Below are 17,403 nucleotides of genomic sequence, written 5' to 3' on the forward strand. Positions count from 1 at the left end.
TCGTTAAAGTACGATATCGGTCCAGAGCTCGGACGGATCCGGCTCCGCGTCGTTCTGGGCAAATTCTGCAGCGTCGGCGACAACGTCGCGGACTTCCTTGTCGATGGCCTTGAGCTCGTCCTCGCTTGCCCATTTCTTGTCGAGCAACCGTGCCTTGACCTGTTCGATCGGGTCACGTTCGGAGCGCATTTTCTGCACTTCTTCCTTGGAGCGGTATTTTGCTGGATCCGACATCGAATGGCCGCGGTAGCGGTAGGTCTGCATTTCGAGAATGAGCGGCCCGTTGCCGGCGCGGCACCATTCGGCGGCGAGGTCGCCGGCGGCCTTGACGGCGCGCACATCCATGCCGTCGACCTGGATGCCTGGAATCTTGAAGGAGGCGCCGCGATGCGAAAAATCCGTCTCGGCCGACGAGCGCGAGACCGAGGTGCCCATGGCGTAGCGGTTGTTCTCGATGATGTAGACCACCGGAAGCTTCCATAGCGAGGCCATATTGAAGCTTTCGTAGACCTGGCCCTGATTCGCGGCGCCATCGCCGAAATAGGTCAGCGTCATATTGTTGTTGCCGCGATAGCGGTTGGCGAAGGCAATGCCGGTGCCGAGCGACACTTGCGCGCCGACGATGCCGTGGCCGCCGTAAAAATGCTTCTCCTTGGAGAACATGTGCATGGAGCCGCCCTTGCCTCTCGACAGGCCGCTACGGCGCCCGGTCAGTTCGGCCATGACGCCGCGCGGCGACAACTCCATGGCCAACATATGGCCATGGTCGCGATAGGCGGTGATCATCTGGTCGCCATCGATCAGCGCCATCTTCATGCCGGTAACGACCGCCTCCTGGCCGATGTAGAGATGGCAGAAACCGCCGATGAAGCCCATGCCGTAAAGCTGGCCGGCCTTTTCCTCGAAGCGGCGGATGAGCAGCATGTGCCGGTAGGCGGCAAGCTCCTGGTCTTTGGTGAATTCAACAGGCTTTGGGGTGGAAAGGCCCATCGTTTTGCCGTCGGATTTGGATTTGGCAGGCGCTTTTCTGGCGGCGGTGGCCATGCATCACTCCCTGTTGGCGTCTCTTGGCGGACAGCGAGGGAGATCAGTTCTCCCACCGATTTGAGGCAGGCTAACATGCAGGGAAGGCTTTCGCCATGCCGAAAACGCATGGCTGTCATGCATCTAAGCGCCTAAAATCATTGCAAATATCGCCGATTAACTGAAATTGCGTTATCTTGCGACCGGCAGCATGATGGTGATCTCGTCGGCATGGGACAGATTGAGCGCCTTGCGCGCCTGCTCGTCCAGCATGTCCTTCTCGAGCGTGCCCTCATGCATCAGCTGGACGCGGCGCTCCAGGTCGATCCGGCGTGCCTTGACGGCATCAAGCCTGCCCTGCAATGCGACAGTCTCGGCTTCGAGCCGATACTTGGAATAGATGCCGAACTCGCCATGATAGGCATGGAAGCCGAAATAGGTCAGGAACACCACGCAGAGCGAGGGGATGATCAGCCGGCCGGTGTTTCTTTGCTTGTGCTGGCGTGTCCACATGGTCCGAATCCTCTGCGCCGCCTTTGTCGCCCGATTGTGCTTAATGGACGGTTACGGATTGCTGGATTCGGAGCCCTGAAAGCAAAAGGGCGGGAATGTCCCCGCCCTCGCTCGCTCGGATTTTCTGTCGAAAATCAGCTTTTAACGATCGACTTGCCGGCATACCGCGCCTGCTTGCCGAGCTCCTCTTCGATGCGGATGAGCTGGTTGTACTTGGCCATGCGGTCCGAGCGTGACAGCGAGCCAGTCTTGATCTGCCCGCAATTGGTGGCAACGGCGAGGTCGGCGATGGTCGAATCCTCGGTCTCGCCCGAGCGGTGCGACATCACCGCGGTATAGCCGGCCTTGTGCGCGGTCTCGACGGCGTCGAGCGTTTCGGTAAGCGAGCCGATCTGGTTGACCTTGACCAGGATCGAATTGGCGACACCCATGCGGATGCCGTCGCGCAACCGCGCCGTGTTGGTGACGAACAGATCGTCGCCAACCAGCTGCGTTTGCTTGCCGATGAGGTCGGTCAGCATTTTCCAGCCGTCCCAGTCGTCCTCGGCCAGGCCGTCCTCGATGGTGATGATCGGGTAGTCGGCAGCGAGCTTGGCCAGATATTTGGCTTGCGCCTTCGGGTCGCGGGTCTTCTTCTCGCCTTCATAGACGTAGTTGCCGTCCTTGAAGAACTCGGTCGCCGCGCAGTCGAGTCCGAGTGCGACCTCCTCGCCTGGCCTGAAGCCGGCCTTCTCGATCGATTCCATGATGAAGTCGAGCGCGGCCGGCGCGCTTTTCAGGTTGGGGGCAAAGCCGCCCTCGTCGCCGACATTGGTGTTATGGCCGGCATCCTTCAGCCTCTTCCGCAGCGTGTGGAATATCTCCGAGCCCCAGCGCACGCCATCGCGCAGCGTCGGCGCGCCGATCGGCAGAATCATGAATTCCTGGAAATCGATCGGGTTGTCGGCATGCGCACCGCCGTTGATGATGTTCATCATCGGCACCGGCAGCACATGCGCCTTGGTGCCGCCGACATAACGGTAGAGCGGCAGGCCGGCCGCTTCGGCCGCGGCCTTGGCCACGGCCAGCGACACACCGAGAATGGCATTGGCGCCGAGCCGGCTCTTGTTGGGCGTACCATCGAGCTCGATCATGGTTTGGTCGATGTGGATCTGATTCTCGGCCTCCATGCCGCCGATCGCCTCGAACAGCTCGCCGTTCACTGCCTCAACCGCCCTGAGCACGCCCTTGCCGAGATAGCGGGGGCCGCCGTCGCGCAGTTCGACCGCCTCATGCGCGCCGGTCGATGCGCCGGACGGCACCGCGGCGCGGCCCATTGAGCCGTCTTCGAGCACGACGTCGACCTCGACGGTCGGATTTCCGCGGCTGTCCAGGATTTCACGCCCGACAATGTCGATGATGGCCGTCATTGCGATGTCCCCGATTGATCGATTGAAGCGTCGCGCACCTCTTAGCCAAAGCGCTGCAAAACGCAATCGGGGCACTTGCAAATATTGCCCGTGCGCCCATTGCCGCTCTTGGGATTCACGAAGCACAAAGCGCTGTCATCATTTGTCATGCGCGGCATGCCGGTTTCTGGTTTATGGCTGTTGTCGCGCGGGGCGAAACAGGAGGAGTTTCGCCATGTCCCAGTTGAGCGGTATTGTGAGTTTGTTCCTGATTGCGGCTGCGTTCCTGACGTCGTGCGACAATCAGCAACCCCCGCAGGGATCGTCGCCTTTGCCGGCCCTGCAAATTGCGCAGTAGCATCCCGCCACATCGAAAGGCCCCCGATTTCCCGGGGGCCTTTTTGATTCCAGGAGACTTAGTCAGTGCCAGTAAGGCTCGACCTTGTAGTAGTTGTATGAGGCGTCACGTGCTGCCTCGCCGTCGGCGCCGGTCAGCTCGTTGATCGAGTAGGAAGGAGCGGCCATCAGCTGGTCTTTGGTGAACGGCACGACATAGCCACCCCTGTTCTCATCATAATCAAGGCTCGCCCACGGAATGGCGTGGTATTTCTCGCCAATGCCGAGAAATCCGCCAAAACCGATCACGGCGAACATGATTCCGTTCGACAATTTGTCGAGCATGACGTCCTCAATGTCGCCGATATGAGTGCCTTCCGTGTTGTAGACCGATGTGCCGATAACCCGCGAAGCGGCAATGGCTTCGGTGTGTCCCGTCTGGGTCGTCATGGTGTGCTCCTCGTCGTCGTTGACATTAGATTTTGACAATGAGGGCCGCGGGCTAAGGTTCCAGACAGGTTCGAAATTCTTCAAAGTTTTCTTGGCGACGCTGCTGTGGCGCAACTGCTGGTTCAACCCACGCTCTTGGCGATGCGATCGAACGCCATCAGCCGTTCAAGCAATGCGGGAAGATCCTTTAGCGGCACCATGTTGGGGCCGTCGGAAGGCGCGTTGTCGGGGTCCTGGTGCGTCTCGATGAAGACGCCGGCGACGCCAACCGCGACAGCCGCGCGCGCCAGCGTCTCGACAAAGCGCCGGTCGCCCCCAGACGAACCGCCCTGCCCGCCCGGCTGCTGCACCGAATGAGTGGCATCGAAAATGACCGGCGCGCCGATCTCGGCCATGATCGGCAGCGCCCTCATGTCGGACACCAAGGTGTTGTAACCAAAGGATGCGCCGCGCTCGGTCACCAAGACATTGGCGTTGCCGGAGCCGGTGATCTTGGCGACGACGTTCTTCATGTCCCATGGCGCGAGGAATTGGCCCTTCTTTACATTGACCACCTTGCCGGTTCTTGCCGCAGCAATCAGCAAATCGGTCTGCCGGCTGAGGAAGGCAGGAATCTGCAGAATGTCGACATTCGGCGCGACGATCGCGCATTGTTCCTCAGTGTGGACGTCGGTCAGGATCGGCAGCGAAAAATTCTTGCGCAAATCGTCGAAGATCGGCATTGCCGCTTCAAGTCCCGCACCGCGCGTGCCGCCAAGCGAGGTGCGATTGGCCTTGTCGTAGCTGGTCTTGTAGACGAGCCCGATGCCGAGCCGTTCGGTCAATTCCTTCAGCGCACCGGCCATGTCGAAAGCGTGCTGCCGCGATTCCAGCTGGCATGGACCGGCGATCAGCGATAGGGGCGCGCTGTTGCCGAAAATGACCTTTCCGATCGCAACGGAAGAATTTGGCATCAGAGGATTGAGCTTGTTCATGCGATCTCCCGGAAAATGAAGGCCGCGCCCTGCCCTGGCGCCGGCGACACGATGATATCACCGCCGCGTATGTCGTGTTCGACGGAATTGGCTGCAAGCAGCTTTGCGACGGTGTCGCAGTGCCTAATCGAAAAGACGATCCCAGCAAAGCGGAGTTCAGACGGCGCGCCGGCGGGAATGCCGAAGCGTGCCGCAAAGGCTGCAGGATCCAGAACGGTCACAGCGGCATTCGGCAGCTTATAGACAGTGCCGCTCTGCGCCTCCATCCCGGCTGCGATCGAAATCACATGGCCTTGTTCGGAAGGTTCGCGGCTGACTGCCACGACTTCGACAATGCCGGTTGCGCCATTAGCGTGGGCCTGCAAAGCGGTGCGGTCGACCTTCGGCGCATTGATCCGTTCGCAGGCGAAGAGAAAAGCGTCCGTTGCCTTGCCTAGAGCCGCGAAGGCAAGCTTGAATGATGCGGTGTCGCTCTTTCCTGTCGCATCAGCGAAGGCGCGCGAAAAGCTGAGCATGTCTCCCGCCGACAGTCCGGCTTCGATGAAGCGCGCGTGGTCCGCGGCAGCGCTTTCGGTGCCCAGCACCACGGCAGAAAATCCTTCATCACCGTTTCTTTCGCGATAGGTGTGATCCCGCGCGACAAAGACATTGCGGTTCGCGATCGCCGTTGCCACGGCCTGTCGGTCGGCGACCGCGAGCGGCTCGAGATAGGTACCGTCGGTGAGGAAGACACAACAGTTTTCCGTTCCGAAGGGATGGATACCCGTCGGCGCAACGGTAAAGCCGAGCAAGGTCAAGCGCGCCCGCGCAACATCGAGGCTCGCGGTTGGCAACACCAGGTGATCGAGCGGATGAGGGCTTGCGGGGGTGTTCTCGGTCATGTCCCGCGCGGTGTGCCTCATTCCTGAAAATGGTTCAAGGGCTTAGCCGGCACCTCGGCGGCGATCGCAGTGCCCGGCCGCGAGGAGCCGACTTGCCGCCGTCAAAAATCATCCTAGCTCATTGCCAGGGGAAGAGACCTTTTCATTGCCCTGGCCGTTATTGCGATAGCAGTTATCGCCGTGCTGATCTGGAACGCGCCAAAGCGGCCGGGCGTCGATCCGACCGAGACCTCCGCGGCTCAGACGGAATGAATCGGGCTGCGGCGCGGCCCCGCTCCGCGACGTGAAATCTGCCTTAGGGCGGTCAACTTGCCACTATATCGGCCGAATAACGCAATTCGCGCAGCGGTTTTACCCGGCTGGTGGTCTCTGCATAGAGCGGATGCGCCTTGTAGGCGGCGAGCGCTGCCTCGTCTTCGAACTCGGCGTAGACGACCACATCGATTTCATCCGAGAGCGGGTCGACCTTGGTGTTGAGCGTCACCTCGAAACGGCGCGAGTGGGGTATCTTGCCGAGCGCCAGCAGACCCGTACGCACCGCCTCGACGTCCACTTTACGACGCGCGCTGAAGAAAACGATATGCCGGATCAACCCAGCCTCCTCGACCGTTGGACCGGCGTTCTTTTGTGTCAGCGGGAGCGTGCCGTCAATCGGCAGGATGTCGCGTCGGCGAACCGTGGCGAAGAAGAGAAACTACACCATACTGGTTACATAGTGCACGACGCGGGTCACCTCCCTGATGGTCCTGTCGAGGTAGCGGCCTTGGTTGTAAATGCCGTCCCAGATCAGGAAGAAGGTGACGGTCGTGATGATGATGACATAACGCATGGCTAAAACTAGCGCATATGGGTGGTTGCAACCATAGTGATTCCGGCCCTGCTGGGACCCTCCCCGAATTTTAACGGTCTTTGGTCTGTCTGCTGCGATGCTTGCTGGCCAAACTGGCGCTACCGCTGCAGGCGGCTTGGAAAGATAACCCCGCTCGGCTTCGACGACCGCTTCAGGAATCATACCATGCGAAAACGGACGATCTCCCTCATTGCAGTTCTTGTCGCTGCAGGCGGCATCTGGCTCAACAACACTTCGCTGCTGTCGAGCCGGCCGGCCGTCACCCCTTCGGTGCTTGCCCATCGCGGCCTGGCTCAGGATTTCGACCGTACGAACCTCGGATCGGAAACATGCACGGCCGATCGCATGCTGACGCCGCGCCATTCCTTCCTCGAAAACACGATACCCTCGATGGAAGCCGCCTTCGCGCTCGGTGCGGACGCGCTCGAACTCGATGTCCATCCCACTACGGACGGCAAGTTCGCCGTCTTCCACGATTGGACGCTGGATTGTCGCACCAACGGCAAGGGAGAAACGCGCCGCCATGCGATGTCCGAATTGAAGACGCTCGATATCGGTTATGGCTACACTGCCGATGGCGGCAAGACCTTTCCGTTTCGCGGCAAGGGTGTCGGCATGATGCCGTCGCTGGATGAAGTCTTGCAGCGCTTCCCGAACCGGCGTTTTAATATCAACATCAAAAGCAACGATCCCAAGGAAGGCGAGATGCTGGCCGCCTGGCTCGCCACATTGACGCCGGCCGAGCGCGCCAATCTGACGGTCTATGGCGGCGACAGGCCTATAGAAGCAGTGAAGGCAGCGTTGCCGGACATGCATACGCTGAGCCGCGCATCCCTGACGCGCTGCATTCTTCGCTATGCTGCGCTCGGCTGGAGTGGCTACGTTCCGGATGCCTGCCGCCAGGGCACCTTGCTCATCCCCGTCAATGTCGCAAAGTGGATGTGGGGCTGGCCCGCCCGTTTTCTCGACCGTATGGACAGCGTCGGCAGCCGCGTCTACCTGCTCGGTCCCTATTCCGGCGGCGGCTTTTCACAAGGCCTCGACGACCCCGCCTCGATCGACCAACTGCCGGACGATTATTCCGGTGGGATTTCGACGGATGCGCTGGATCTGGTCATGCCTGCCGTCAAGCGGCGTTTCGCACCACCTGCCTGAAGAGGCTGCCTGCCTCAAACGGATCGGCCGTATCGGGACAGTATCTTAACGCTGAGACAGTTTCGAGCCGACGCTCAAATCCTCGCCTCAAAGAGTGATGCGGTATTTGGAAAACCCCGCTTCGCCCTCGCCCGCCGGCTCGATCTTCAGCGACTTCACTTGCGCAATAAATTCTCTCGCCTTGGCGCCGGTCTCGAACACGACGCTGGTTTCCGGCAGCGGCGCAAACGACCAGTTGGCATCCGCCGACGGGTTGATGGTGCCTTTGCTGACGATATAGCGCACGATCACGTCGCGGTTGGTGTCGGGCGCTTCGTAGATGATCTTCGAGGCATTGATCTCCGGGAAATTGCCGCCGCCGCCGGCCCGGTAGTTGTTGGTTGCGACGACGAATTTCCGCATGGGATCAATTGGTTTGCCGTCGAACATCAAGTCAATGATGCGGTTCGAGCCGGCGTTCCCCAGCCCGCCCTTCGAATCATATTTCGGTGGCTGCGACAGGTCGATCCGGTAGGTGACGCCGTCGATCACGTCGAAATTATAAGACGGGAAGTCGGTGTTGATGAGCGCCTGGTCAGCTTTGCCCGGCTCGATCCGGTTGAAGATGCCGGCCGACATTTCCAGCCATTCCTTCACCTCTGCCCCCGTGATTTCGACGGCGCGCACCGTGTTTGGATAGAGATAGAGGTCGGCGACGTTCTTTATGGCGATATCGCCCACCGGCACGTCGGTGTAATAATCTGCGCCGTTGCGCCCGCCCGCCTTGAACGGTGCCGCCGCTGACAGCAGCGGCATATCCTTCCACTCGGTGTTCTTCAGGATGTCCTTCAAGTACCAGGTCTGCGCCTGGCTGACGATCTGCACCGATGGATCGTCGGCGACCAGCGCAAAATAGGAATAGAGCGGCGCCGAGGTTTTGCCGACCGGCCGACGCACATAGGCAAGCGTCGCCTCGTGGTCCTGTTTGAGCGCGACGACGATGCGCTGGTCGTCAGCGACGGTCGGCTTGTTCGTCTTGTCGGCCCGCTCAAAGATAGGCCTGGCCTCAGAGGTCGCCGAGACGATTTTCCATGTCGATCCGTCGCGCTCCAGCAACAGATCGATCAGCCCCATATGCGAGCCCCAGAAGCCGGCCATGACGGCGGGCTTACCTTGCAACGTGCCTTTCGCCGTATCGACGGCTTCCAGCGACTGAAAGTCCTTCTTGCCAGGGAAGACCAGATGCTGGTGGCCGGTGAACACAGCATCGATACCTTCGACGCCGGCAACGAAGAAGGAGGCATTCTCCATCATGTCGCCTTGCTTCACGTCGATGCCAGAATGGGAGAGCGCAATGATGATGTCGGCGCCTTCTTCCTTCATCTGCGGCACCCACGCCTTGGCCGCCTCGACGATGTCGCGCGTCTTGACGCTGCCCTCGAGATTTTTCAGATCCCAGACCATGATCTGCGGCGGCACGAAGCCGATGATGCCGATCCTGATCGGCTGCTCGGCGCCCGACCCGTCTTTGATCTTCCTGTCGAGGATGACGAAAGGTTTGAGATAAAGCTTGTCGTCGCGCGGGTTCGCGGCAAGCTCCGTGCCGCGGATCAAATTTGCGCAGACAAACGGGAAATTGGCACCGGCCAGCACCTTGTCCATGAACGACAGGCCGTAGTTGAACTCGTGGTTGCCGAGCGTCGAGCATTCGTAGCCGAGCAGGTTCATGCCCTTCATCACCGGATGCAGATCGCCGTCCTTCATGCCCCTCTCGTAGGCGATGTAGTCGCCCATCGGGTTGCCTTGCAAAAGGTCGCCATTGTCGATCAGCATCGCGTTGGTTGCTTCCTTGCGCACGGCTTCAATCAATGATGCCGTTCGCGACAGCCCCATCGTGTCGTTAGCTTTGTCGGCGTAGTAATCGTAAGGCAGCACGTTCACGTGGATGTCGGTCGTCTCCATAATCCTCAGATGCGACTGATTGGCTTGAGCCCGGGCGGAGAACGGGTGCAGCATGATCAGCGCTCCACCGGTGGCGACGCCGGCGAGGAAATCGCGGCGTGAGACGAGGTGGCGCAATTGGGACATTCGTTTCTCTTTCTTCCACGACGTGACAAGTCCTGCCCGAAGCAAAGCTTCGCGCCGAAATCCAGCCGAGTCCAGAAGTCGATTCCATCAAGAGGAGGTGACGCGCTGATGAATGTCCGGCAGCGAACAATCAGCCCTTGTCGTCGTCGCCCTGGGTGATCAATCGCGCGCTGCGCTGACCGGTGAAGTAGATCCATAGCCAGCTCAGGGAAACCGCAAGCCGGTTACGAAAGCCGATCAGGAAGTAGATATGCGCCAAGCCCCATAGCCACCAGGCAAGCCGGCCGGTGAGCTTGATCCAGCCGAAATCGATGGCCGCGGCGCGCTTGCCGATCGTCGCCAAATCGCCGTCATGCCTGTAGTGGAACGGACGTACCGTTGTGTCGCCGGCGAGCCTGGCCTTGATTGTCGCGGCGACGTGCCGTCCCTGCTGCTTGGCTGCGGGCGCGACGCCCGGCACCAGGCGGCCATCCGGCCGCAGGACGTGCGCTGCGTCACCGATGACGAAAATCTCCGGATTTCCCGGCACAGTGAGGTCGGGCTCGACAAGCACCCTGCCCGCGCGGTCGGCTGCCGCGCCGAGCCATTCGGCGGCCGGCGAAGCGGCGACGCCCGCCGCCCAAAGAATTGTCCTGGCCGGCAAATGCCTGTCGCCGAAGACGACACCCTCGGCATCGCAGCGCGTAACCGCCCGGCCGAGTTCGACGGTCACGCCGAGCCGTTCGAGCGCCTTCATTGCATAATCGGAGAGGTCCGGCGCGAAATTGGCAAGAACGCGGTCGCCGGCCTCAATCAACACCACACGCGTCTCGCGCGTGTCGATGTTGCGGAACTCGCCGCGCAGCGTGTCATGCGCCAGTTCGGCAATCGTGCCGGCCAATTCCACGCCGGTCGGCCCGCCGCCGACGATCGCCAGCGTCAGCAGTGCCTGGCGCTTGGCGGGATCGGTTTCCCGCTCGGCCTGCTCGAAAGCCAAAAGAATACGCCGTCGGATGGTGGTGGCGTCCTCCAGCGTCTTCAGGCCCGGCGCGAACGGCTCCCATTCGTCATGGCCGAAATAGGCGTGCCGCGCACCGGTGGCCAACAGCAACGTGTCGTAGGCGACCGCTCCGCCATCATGCAGCAGCACGCGCTTGCCGGTGCGGTCGATGCCAGTCACGGTCGCAAGCAGCGTCGTCACGTCCTTGCGTTTGCGCAGGAGATGGCGGATCGGCCAGGCGACTTCGGAGGTTGCCAGCGCCGTCGTCGCCACTTGGTAGAGTAGCGGCTGAAAGAGGTGATGATTGCGCCTATCGATCATGGTGATGCGCACCGGCGCGCCGGTAAGTGCGCGGGTGAATTCGAGGCCGCCGAATCCGGCGCCTACGACGACGACGTGATGGTTGGCTGTGTTCATCTCACTCATCCCTCTCGCCAAGGCTGATGTAAGTATCCTTGTGCAGTGCAGCAATGCCTGCGCTGCACCTGCCTGGGACTCGTCGCTTGATGTCGTGAATACGCATGCTGCAGACTCATTCCCGGATATAGCCTACGTCCCGGATAGGACTTGGTCGGAACAGTATATTGCAGGTGAATCATGGCTAAGGATGAAGATGAAGGCTCGGGGCAGTACGCCTCGCCGCCTTGTTTTATGCACGAGCTCGATCCGGAGTTCCAAGCGCCGCTGTCCGAATGGACCGATGTCAGGCGCTGGCGCAGGGCCGAGCGCGAGCGGTTGATCGCATCCCGCCTTGCCGTTTCCGCCGACATGCGCACAGCCATGTCGCAGCGCATTGCCGATGGTCTCGATGCGGTGATCGGCGACATCGCCGGGCGCATGGTCAGCCTCTACTGGCCGTTTCGCGGCGAGCCGGACCTGCGCCCGTGGATGGAAACCGTTAACGCGCGAGGTGGCCGCACGGCGCTGCCCGTTGTCGTGGAGAAAGACCGGCCGCTTATCTTTCGCGCCTATACCCACGGAGACCGGCTGGAGAAGGGCGTCTGGAATATCCCGATACCGGCCGAGGGCGATCCGGTACTGCCCGACATCGTCATTTCGCCGATCGTCGGCATCGATCCCGGACATTTTCGCCTGGGCTATGGCGGCGGCTTCTTCGATCGCACGCTTGCCGCGATGCCGTTCAAGCCGCTGGTCGTCGGCGTCGGCTACGAGTTGCAGCGCATCGTGACCATCTACCCGCAGCCGCACGATATTCCGATGGACCGTGTGGTGACCGAGTCATTCAACGTTTAGGCGAGTTTGGGGCCTAGGCTAGCTCAGGCTTCATTCCAACGGCCGTGCGATCGACGATTTCGCGCAAGGCAAAGGACGAATTGATCTTCGTCACATGCGGCATTGCCGAAAGCCACTCCTTGTGGATGCGTTCGTAGTCGACGAGATCCTTCGCCGCGATGCGCAAGATGTAATCATACTCGCCCGACATCAGATGGCAGGACAGGACGTTCGGGCAGCGCTTTATCGCCGCTTCGAAATCCGACAACGTTTTCTCGAACTGCCCGGACAGCGATATATGCACGATCGCCGTCATCTGGTGCCCAAGTGCGGCGTTGGACAGCCGGGCGTGATAGCCGCGGATGGTTCCGGATTTCTCCAGATTGTCCAGCCGCCGCGAACAGGCCGACTGCGACAGGCCGACCTTTTCGGCGAGCGCTGCATTGGGTATCCGCCCATCCTTCTGCAATGTCTCGAGAATGGCGATATCAATCCTGTCGAGCGGCATTTTTGCGGGTTCCTGCGATAATTCTACTGTTTCGCGCAACGATTATCGAACGGTAGTCTCTTCGGCAAGCGCATTCGCAAACACTTCCCGAACGATTCGTGGTTCACTATCTCTAGACAGGGAACAGGCCCTAAAAGGGCCGGATCAGGAGAGAAAAGATGCGCGTCGGTTGCCCCCGGGAAATCAAGAACCATGAATACCGCGTCGGCCTGACACCGGGCTCGGTCCGCGAATATGTCGCGCATGGCCATGAAGTGCTGATCGAGACCGGCGCCGGCGCCGGCATCGGAGCCGACGACAACGCGTACCGCGCCGCCGGCGCCACGATCGCCAAGACGGCGGCCGACGTGTTTGCCAAGTCGGACATGATCGTGAAGGTCAAGGAGCCGCAGCCCAACGAATGGGTTCAGCTCCGCGACGGCCAGATCCTCTACACCTATCTGCATCTCGCCCCGGATCCGGAGCAGACCAAGGGCCTGCTGGCCTCCGGCGTCACCGCAATAGCTTACGAGACCGTCACCGACGAGCGCGGCGGCCTGCCGCTCTTGGCACCGATGTCGGAAGTTGCCGGCCGCCTGTCGATCCAGGCGGGGGCCACGGCGCTGCAAAAGGCCAATGGCGGCCGCGGTGTGCTGCTTGGCGGCGTGCCCGGCGTGCTGCCCGGCAAGGTCACTGTGCTCGGTGGCGGCGTCGTCGGCCTGCATGCTGCACGGATGGCTGCCGGGCTTGGCGCCGACGTCACCATCATCGACCGCTCGATCCCGCGCCTGCGTCAGCTCGACGATATCTTTGGAGGCCGCGTCCACACCCGCTACTCGACCGTCGAGGCGCTGGAGGAAGAATGTTTTTCGGCTGACATCGTCGTCGGCGCCGTGCTGATCCCCGGGGCAGCCGCGCCCAAGCTGGTGACGCGCGAAATGCTCTCGGGCATGAGGAAAGGCGCCGTGCTGGTCGACGTCGCCATCGACCAGGGCGGCTGCTTCGAGACCTCGCACGCCACCACCCATGCCGAGCCGACCTATGCGGTCGACGGCGTCATCCACTATTGCGTCGCCAACATGCCGGGTGCGGTGCCGGTCACATCGGCCCACGCGCTCAACAATGCGACGCTGCACTATGGCCTGCAGCTCGCCGACAAGGGCCTCAAGGCGCTGGTAGACGACCACCATCTGCGCAACGGGCTGAACGTCCACAAGGGCAAGATCACGAATCGCGCAGTGGCCGAAGCACTCGGCTATGAGCTGGTCGAGCCGAAGGCCGTTCTCGCGGCCTGAGCTGTCCGAATCTGCCTCTCCAGTGCCCGTCGGTTTCGTCCGACGGGTTTTTCTTATGTCGAAAAACTGAAAAGTGTCGGGCGCGCGGAATAACCCGACAACAAAAAAGCGGAGCCAAAGCCCCGCTTCCTCGGTTGTCGAGATTTCCGCCGGTTCATCCGCGGTCGGCAAATCGATCGACCATCCCTCTCTATCGCAAGAATACGACGGGAGTACGACAGCCCAAGCCGGTGCAGCCTATCCGGTTACACCCGGTCTATCCGACACTGATAGCAATTGTTGCGGGCCGAGCGGATGTGGACGTAAGCAATGTCGTCGCTTTCGAACAACGTCTCCGCCCGGGCCGCGATGGCATCGGTCGGAATGACGCCGCCGCTGCCATAGACGATGCGGTCGTCCTTGCCGTAGCCGCGCACGATGTATTCGCCGCTTTCGAGCATATCGGGAGGCGTTTTCCCCTCGGCGGCGCGTTCGCATTCCTCCGCATGCAGAAAGATCGGCCCGGTTTCGGCATAAGGCTGCAGTTCCGGAAAAGGCCGATAGGCCAGAACAAGATAGGCTTCTCCCGCAGCAACATTCTTCAGGCAATGACGGCAGGGCACGCCGTCGCCATCCGAAATCTGCCGCTCTGGCTTCAAGTCATAAGCATCAGGCCCGCCGCGCTGAAGCGCGCGAACCGCATCGGTTGGCAAGGCTTTGAATTTTACGGTCATGACGAATCTCCGGTGGCGTCGACCGGAAATTATGCTTTCCATGCAAAGCTTCCCACCCGATTCCTGCCGGATCAGTCCATCAACGCGTCGAGACCACGCACCAGGCCTTTGATCTGCTGTACCCGCCTGATGGCGAGCAGCGTGCCGGCCACGTAAGGCGCCGCGGACGAGCCGGCATCGTGGCGGATGGTCAGCCGCTCGTCTGGCAGGCCGAACAACGCCTCGCAGGACAGGATGTAGGACGGCAGGCGAAGCGCGTGCACTTGCACACCCTCGCCCGCGCCGACCGCAGCACCGCGTGTAGCCGGCACGCCGGAGACCTCGGAGACCGGCTTTGCCGTCGAAGCCTTGCGGATGTCGGCCAGCGCTTCAGCAAGTTCCCGCGCGGTACCGGAGGGCGCGTCGGGCTTCTTTGCACTGGCATAATCGATGACCTCGACATCCGGCACGTATTTTGCCGCCATAAGTGCAAACCGCTTCATCAGCGTAGCGGTGATGGAAAAGTTGCCGGCGGCAACGACGCCGACGCCGTGGGCGCGCGCCGCGGCGTCGATGTCGGCATAGTCGGCAGCACCCAGTCCCGATGTGCCGATCACAGCGTGCCGTCCCTTGTCGATGGCGAGCAGCACATGGTCCTTCACGACATGTGGCTTGGTGAAGTCGACCAGTACGTCCGACGGCGCCTCCAGCGCCTCGGCGAGCGAGGCCGAAACGGAGATACCATTAGCCGGCATGCCAACCAGCAGGCCGGAATCCTGCCCCGCGCCGCTACGTGACACAGCCCCGGCCAGCGCCATGTCACCTTGCGCCCCGATCGCCGGAACCAGCGCCTTGCCGACCCAACCGGTCGCGCCGGCTATTACCACGCGAATTGCCATCGTGCGATCCTCCATCACCATCGGTTTTTAGACGACAGCGATATGGAAAGAGCCCGGCTCATTCAAGTCGGGCTCGCCTTTGAATATTGATCCAGACCCTGAACGGCTAGATCATTTTAACGGATGAAGTCGTCGAAGCGGCGCAGCGTCACCCGGCGATTTCGCCAGTTCTCATTCTGCGTCTGCACGAGCAGGAACTCCTCGCCGTAGCCGACGGTTTCGAGCGCATAGCCCGGCACACCGAATTCACGCAGCAAGGTGCGCTTCAGCGAGGCGGCACGTTGTTCGGACAAAATCTGATTCGACTGGAAGGAGCCCACAGCATCGGTATGGCCTTCGATCAGCACGCGGGCACCCGGATCGCGCCGCAGAATGCGCTGAAGCGCATCGGCGATGTTTTCGATCTTGGCGTATTGCGATTCGGAAATGGCAGCCGAGCCGAAGGCGAAATTGATCGACTGGATATGGATAGAGCGGGCCATGCGCCGCAAGTCCGGCCGCTTCTTGAATTCGCGGATGGTGACGCGCTGATTCGGGCGCAGCTTCACCCGGGGCGCGGCTTCAAGCTGGCGCTCGATCGTGGCGGCCGAAGGCGTGGTCGCCTGGGCAACGGCAAGGGTCGGCATGGCGAGTGCCGCAACCAGCACGGCGGCAAATGTGCGTCGGGTCAGCATGTCTTTTCTCCTTCGGCCCTCGGCCGCATTGTGATGCCGACAAGATGGCAAAGACTAGCTGAAGCTTGGATGAACGAGCCTGAAAATCAGGGCCGCATGACGCTGGCCGCGCGCTCGGCAAAAGGCATCGGATGTACGACCTCCTTTTTTTGCGCCACCGGCGTGAAGCCGAGTTTTTGATAAAGCGGCAAGGCTGCTGGGTGATCAAGGGTGCAGGTCTGCACCGTCACCCGCTTGGGTCCGTGCGCCCAGGCTGCGGCGATTGCGGCACCGAGGAACCAGCGGCCAATGCCTTGCCCGGTCGCGTGCTCCATCATGCCGAAATAAGCGAGTTCCACTTCCTCCGGCAGATGCGGCTTGAGGTCGAAGAAGCCGGCCGGCGCGCCGTCGAGATAAAGCACCCTGATGTCGCGGTCCTCGCGATGGATGCCCGCCGCAAGCTCCTCGTCATTCAGTCTCAGCACGTTGACCCAGTGCCATTTGCGGCCGACCCGATCCATCAAATAGCGGTAGAAATGCAGCGGAATGTCTTTGGTCTTGAGCAGCGCGATCTGGCGGTTGTACGGCAGCGGCGGCGAATAGGCAGGCGGCACATGCATTTCGAGAAATGTCACGGTGACGTCGATGTCTTCCAGCGCTCCGTTTTTCATCACCGTCGGTCCTTGCCCGTCACGACGGGCGTGTCGGAAAGCCCACCCCATTCCGTCCATGACCCGTCGTAAAGCCTGTTTTCGGCATGGCCAAGCGTCTCCAGGGCCAGCGTGATGGCTGCCGCGGTGACCCCCGAACCGCAGGAGGTGACGACCGGCTTCGACAGATCGATGCCGGCCTCCTCGATCACTTTGCGCAGCCTGTCCTTGGGCAGCAATTCGCCGTTTTCCGAAAGCGCCGAAAACGGCACGTTGTGCGCGCCCGGCATGTGGCCGGAGCGGATGCCGGGGCGCGGCTCCGGCTCGGTGCCGGCAAAACGGCCAGGCGAGCGTGCGTCGGCGATCTGGCTCTCCCCCGTCTCGACGATCCGGCGCATGTCGGCAAGGCTGGCGACGCGGGCGGCATCGAAGTTGGCATAAAACACGCAAGGCGCGATCTTCGTCGGCTCCGCCGTCACCGGCCGTCCGGCGGCTTTCCAACGATCGAAACCGCCGTCGAGTATATAGACCTGGAACACGCCCATAACGCGAAACAACCACCAGGCGCGCGGTGCAGAAAAGAACCCTGGCCCGTCATAGACAACAATCGTGTCGTCGGCCGAAATGCCCATCGCGCCGACATATTGGGCAAAATGCTGCGGCGACGGCAGCGTGTGAGGCAGAGCCGCGTCGGGGTCCGAAACCGCATCCTGGTCTAGGAAGCGGGCGCCTGGAATATGCGCTGCGTCATACTCGGCGCGCGCGTCGCGCTTTTGCGCCGGCAGATACCAGGACGCGTCGACGATCGTCAGCCCAGGCTCGCCGAGCCGCTTCTGCAACCAATCGGCATCGATGGTGAAAGGACTGTCGTCGGCCAT

General features: G+C 61.4%; 19 protein-coding genes. 3 read left to right on the forward strand and 16 right to left on the reverse strand.

Going from position 1 to position 17,403, the window contains the following annotated elements; translation table 11 throughout:
- Nucleotides 1-3: 3 nt before the first annotated feature.
- From pdhA to NKJ93_RS02820, 8 genes are all read right to left on the reverse strand, one after another.
- Nucleotides 4-1,044 carry a pyruvate dehydrogenase (acetyl-transferring) E1 component subunit alpha gene (gene pdhA / locus NKJ93_RS02785; RefSeq protein ID WP_502895946.1) on the reverse strand — a complete coding sequence of 347 codons (1,041 nt, stop codon included), beginning with the start codon at nt 1,042-1,044 and terminating at the stop codon, nt 4-6.
- Nucleotides 1,045-1,215: 171 nt separating this feature from the next.
- Entirely contained in the window at nt 1,216-1,536 is a 321-nt protein-coding gene (locus NKJ93_RS02790) for an FtsB family cell division protein (RefSeq protein ID WP_352482536.1), read from the reverse strand.
- A 134-nt stretch (nt 1,537-1,670) separates the two neighbouring features.
- Nucleotides 1,671-2,945 carry a phosphopyruvate hydratase gene (eno, locus tag NKJ93_RS02795; protein WP_023717560.1) on the reverse strand — a complete coding sequence of 425 codons (1,275 nt, stop codon included), beginning with the start codon at nt 2,943-2,945 and terminating at the stop codon, nt 1,671-1,673.
- 399 nt (nt 2,946-3,344) lie between these two features.
- A complete protein-coding gene (locus tag NKJ93_RS02800) occupies nt 3,345-3,710 on the reverse strand; it encodes a PRC-barrel domain-containing protein (protein WP_023717559.1) in 366 nt (121 codons plus the stop codon).
- A gap of 122 nt (nt 3,711-3,832) precedes the next feature.
- A complete protein-coding gene (gene kdsA, locus NKJ93_RS02805) occupies nt 3,833-4,684 on the reverse strand; it encodes a 3-deoxy-8-phosphooctulonate synthase (protein ID WP_352587543.1) in 852 nt (283 codons plus the stop codon).
- Nucleotides 4,681-5,565, reverse strand: coding sequence for a VOC family protein (locus NKJ93_RS02810; RefSeq protein WP_023717557.1), 885 nt, complete (start codon nt 5,563-5,565; stop codon nt 4,681-4,683). The genes kdsA and NKJ93_RS02810 overlap by 4 nt, the downstream gene beginning before the upstream one ends.
- Nucleotides 5,566-5,869: 304 nt before the next feature.
- On the reverse strand, nt 5,870-6,157 hold the full coding sequence (locus tag NKJ93_RS02815) for a Dabb family protein (protein ID WP_023717556.1): 288 nt from the start codon (nt 6,155-6,157) through the stop codon (nt 5,870-5,872).
- A gap of 102 nt (nt 6,158-6,259) precedes the next feature.
- Complete coding sequence (locus NKJ93_RS02820) at nt 6,260-6,394, reverse strand: hypothetical protein (RefSeq protein WP_023675095.1); 135 nt, start codon at nt 6,392-6,394, stop codon at nt 6,260-6,262.
- Nucleotides 6,395-6,580: 186 nt separating this feature from the next.
- On the opposite strand from NKJ93_RS02820, the gene NKJ93_RS02825 reads away from it, so the two are divergent.
- Nucleotides 6,581-7,570, forward strand: coding sequence for a glycerophosphodiester phosphodiesterase family protein (locus tag NKJ93_RS02825; RefSeq protein WP_352587546.1), 990 nt, complete (start codon nt 6,581-6,583; stop codon nt 7,568-7,570).
- A gap of 87 nt (nt 7,571-7,657) precedes the next feature.
- On the opposite strand, the gene NKJ93_RS02830 is transcribed toward NKJ93_RS02825, so the two are convergent.
- Together NKJ93_RS02830 and NKJ93_RS02835 are read right to left on the reverse strand one after the other, a co-directional pair.
- Nucleotides 7,658-9,637, reverse strand: a complete 1,980-nt coding sequence (locus tag NKJ93_RS02830; RefSeq protein WP_352587549.1) for a bifunctional 2',3'-cyclic-nucleotide 2'-phosphodiesterase/3'-nucleotidase — start codon at nt 9,635-9,637, stop codon at nt 7,658-7,660.
- Nucleotides 9,638-9,767: 130 nt separating this feature from the next.
- Nucleotides 9,768-11,033, reverse strand: coding sequence for an NAD(P)/FAD-dependent oxidoreductase (locus NKJ93_RS02835; RefSeq protein WP_352587552.1), 1,266 nt, complete (start codon nt 11,031-11,033; stop codon nt 9,768-9,770).
- 180 nt (nt 11,034-11,213) lie between these two features.
- On the opposite strand from NKJ93_RS02835, the gene NKJ93_RS02840 reads away from it, so the two are divergent.
- The gene (locus NKJ93_RS02840) at nt 11,214-11,870 is read left to right on the forward strand and encodes a 5-formyltetrahydrofolate cyclo-ligase (RefSeq protein ID WP_023717552.1); all 657 of its coding nucleotides are present in this window, start codon (nt 11,214-11,216) and stop codon (nt 11,868-11,870) included.
- Between the two features lie 13 nt (nt 11,871-11,883).
- Here the strand turns inward: NKJ93_RS02840 and NKJ93_RS02845 are convergent, their stop codons facing one another.
- Nucleotides 11,884-12,357, reverse strand: a complete 474-nt coding sequence (locus NKJ93_RS02845; RefSeq protein WP_023675099.1) for an Lrp/AsnC family transcriptional regulator — start codon at nt 12,355-12,357, stop codon at nt 11,884-11,886.
- A 158-nt stretch (nt 12,358-12,515) separates the two neighbouring features.
- Here NKJ93_RS02845 and ald point away from each other — a divergent pair, with 158 nt between their 5' ends.
- The gene (gene ald, locus NKJ93_RS02850) at nt 12,516-13,631 is read left to right on the forward strand and encodes an alanine dehydrogenase (RefSeq protein ID WP_352496510.1); all 1,116 of its coding nucleotides are present in this window, start codon (nt 12,516-12,518) and stop codon (nt 13,629-13,631) included.
- Between the two features lie 245 nt (nt 13,632-13,876).
- Here ald and NKJ93_RS02855 read toward each other — a convergent pair whose 3' ends face one another.
- The 5 genes from NKJ93_RS02855 to sseA all read right to left on the reverse strand — a co-directional run bounded on the left by NKJ93_RS02855 (nt 13,877) and on the right by sseA (nt 17,403).
- Nucleotides 13,877-14,344, reverse strand: coding sequence for a DUF1203 domain-containing protein (locus tag NKJ93_RS02855; RefSeq protein WP_352587555.1), 468 nt, complete (start codon nt 14,342-14,344; stop codon nt 13,877-13,879).
- 71 nt (nt 14,345-14,415) lie between these two features.
- Nucleotides 14,416-15,222: a 4-hydroxy-tetrahydrodipicolinate reductase gene (dapB, locus tag NKJ93_RS02860; RefSeq protein WP_352587558.1), complete on the reverse strand. Its 807-nt coding sequence runs from the start codon at nt 15,220-15,222 to the stop codon at nt 14,416-14,418.
- Nucleotides 15,223-15,338: 116 nt separating this feature from the next.
- Nucleotides 15,339-15,896 (reverse strand): OmpA family protein, encoded by a 558-nt coding sequence (locus NKJ93_RS02865; protein ID WP_352587561.1) that lies wholly within the window; start codon nt 15,894-15,896, stop codon nt 15,339-15,341.
- A gap of 86 nt (nt 15,897-15,982) precedes the next feature.
- Nucleotides 15,983-16,546, reverse strand: coding sequence for a GNAT family N-acetyltransferase (locus NKJ93_RS02870; RefSeq protein WP_023717547.1), 564 nt, complete (start codon nt 16,544-16,546; stop codon nt 15,983-15,985).
- Nucleotides 16,546-17,403 carry a 3-mercaptopyruvate sulfurtransferase gene (gene sseA / locus NKJ93_RS02875; protein WP_023717546.1) on the reverse strand — a complete coding sequence of 286 codons (858 nt, stop codon included), beginning with the start codon at nt 17,401-17,403 and terminating at the stop codon, nt 16,546-16,548. Before sseA ends, NKJ93_RS02870 begins: the two co-directional genes overlap by 1 nt.

This window comes from Mesorhizobium sp. M0028 (assembly GCF_040323855.1).
Classification (GTDB): Bacteria; Pseudomonadota; Alphaproteobacteria; order Rhizobiales; family Rhizobiaceae; genus Mesorhizobium.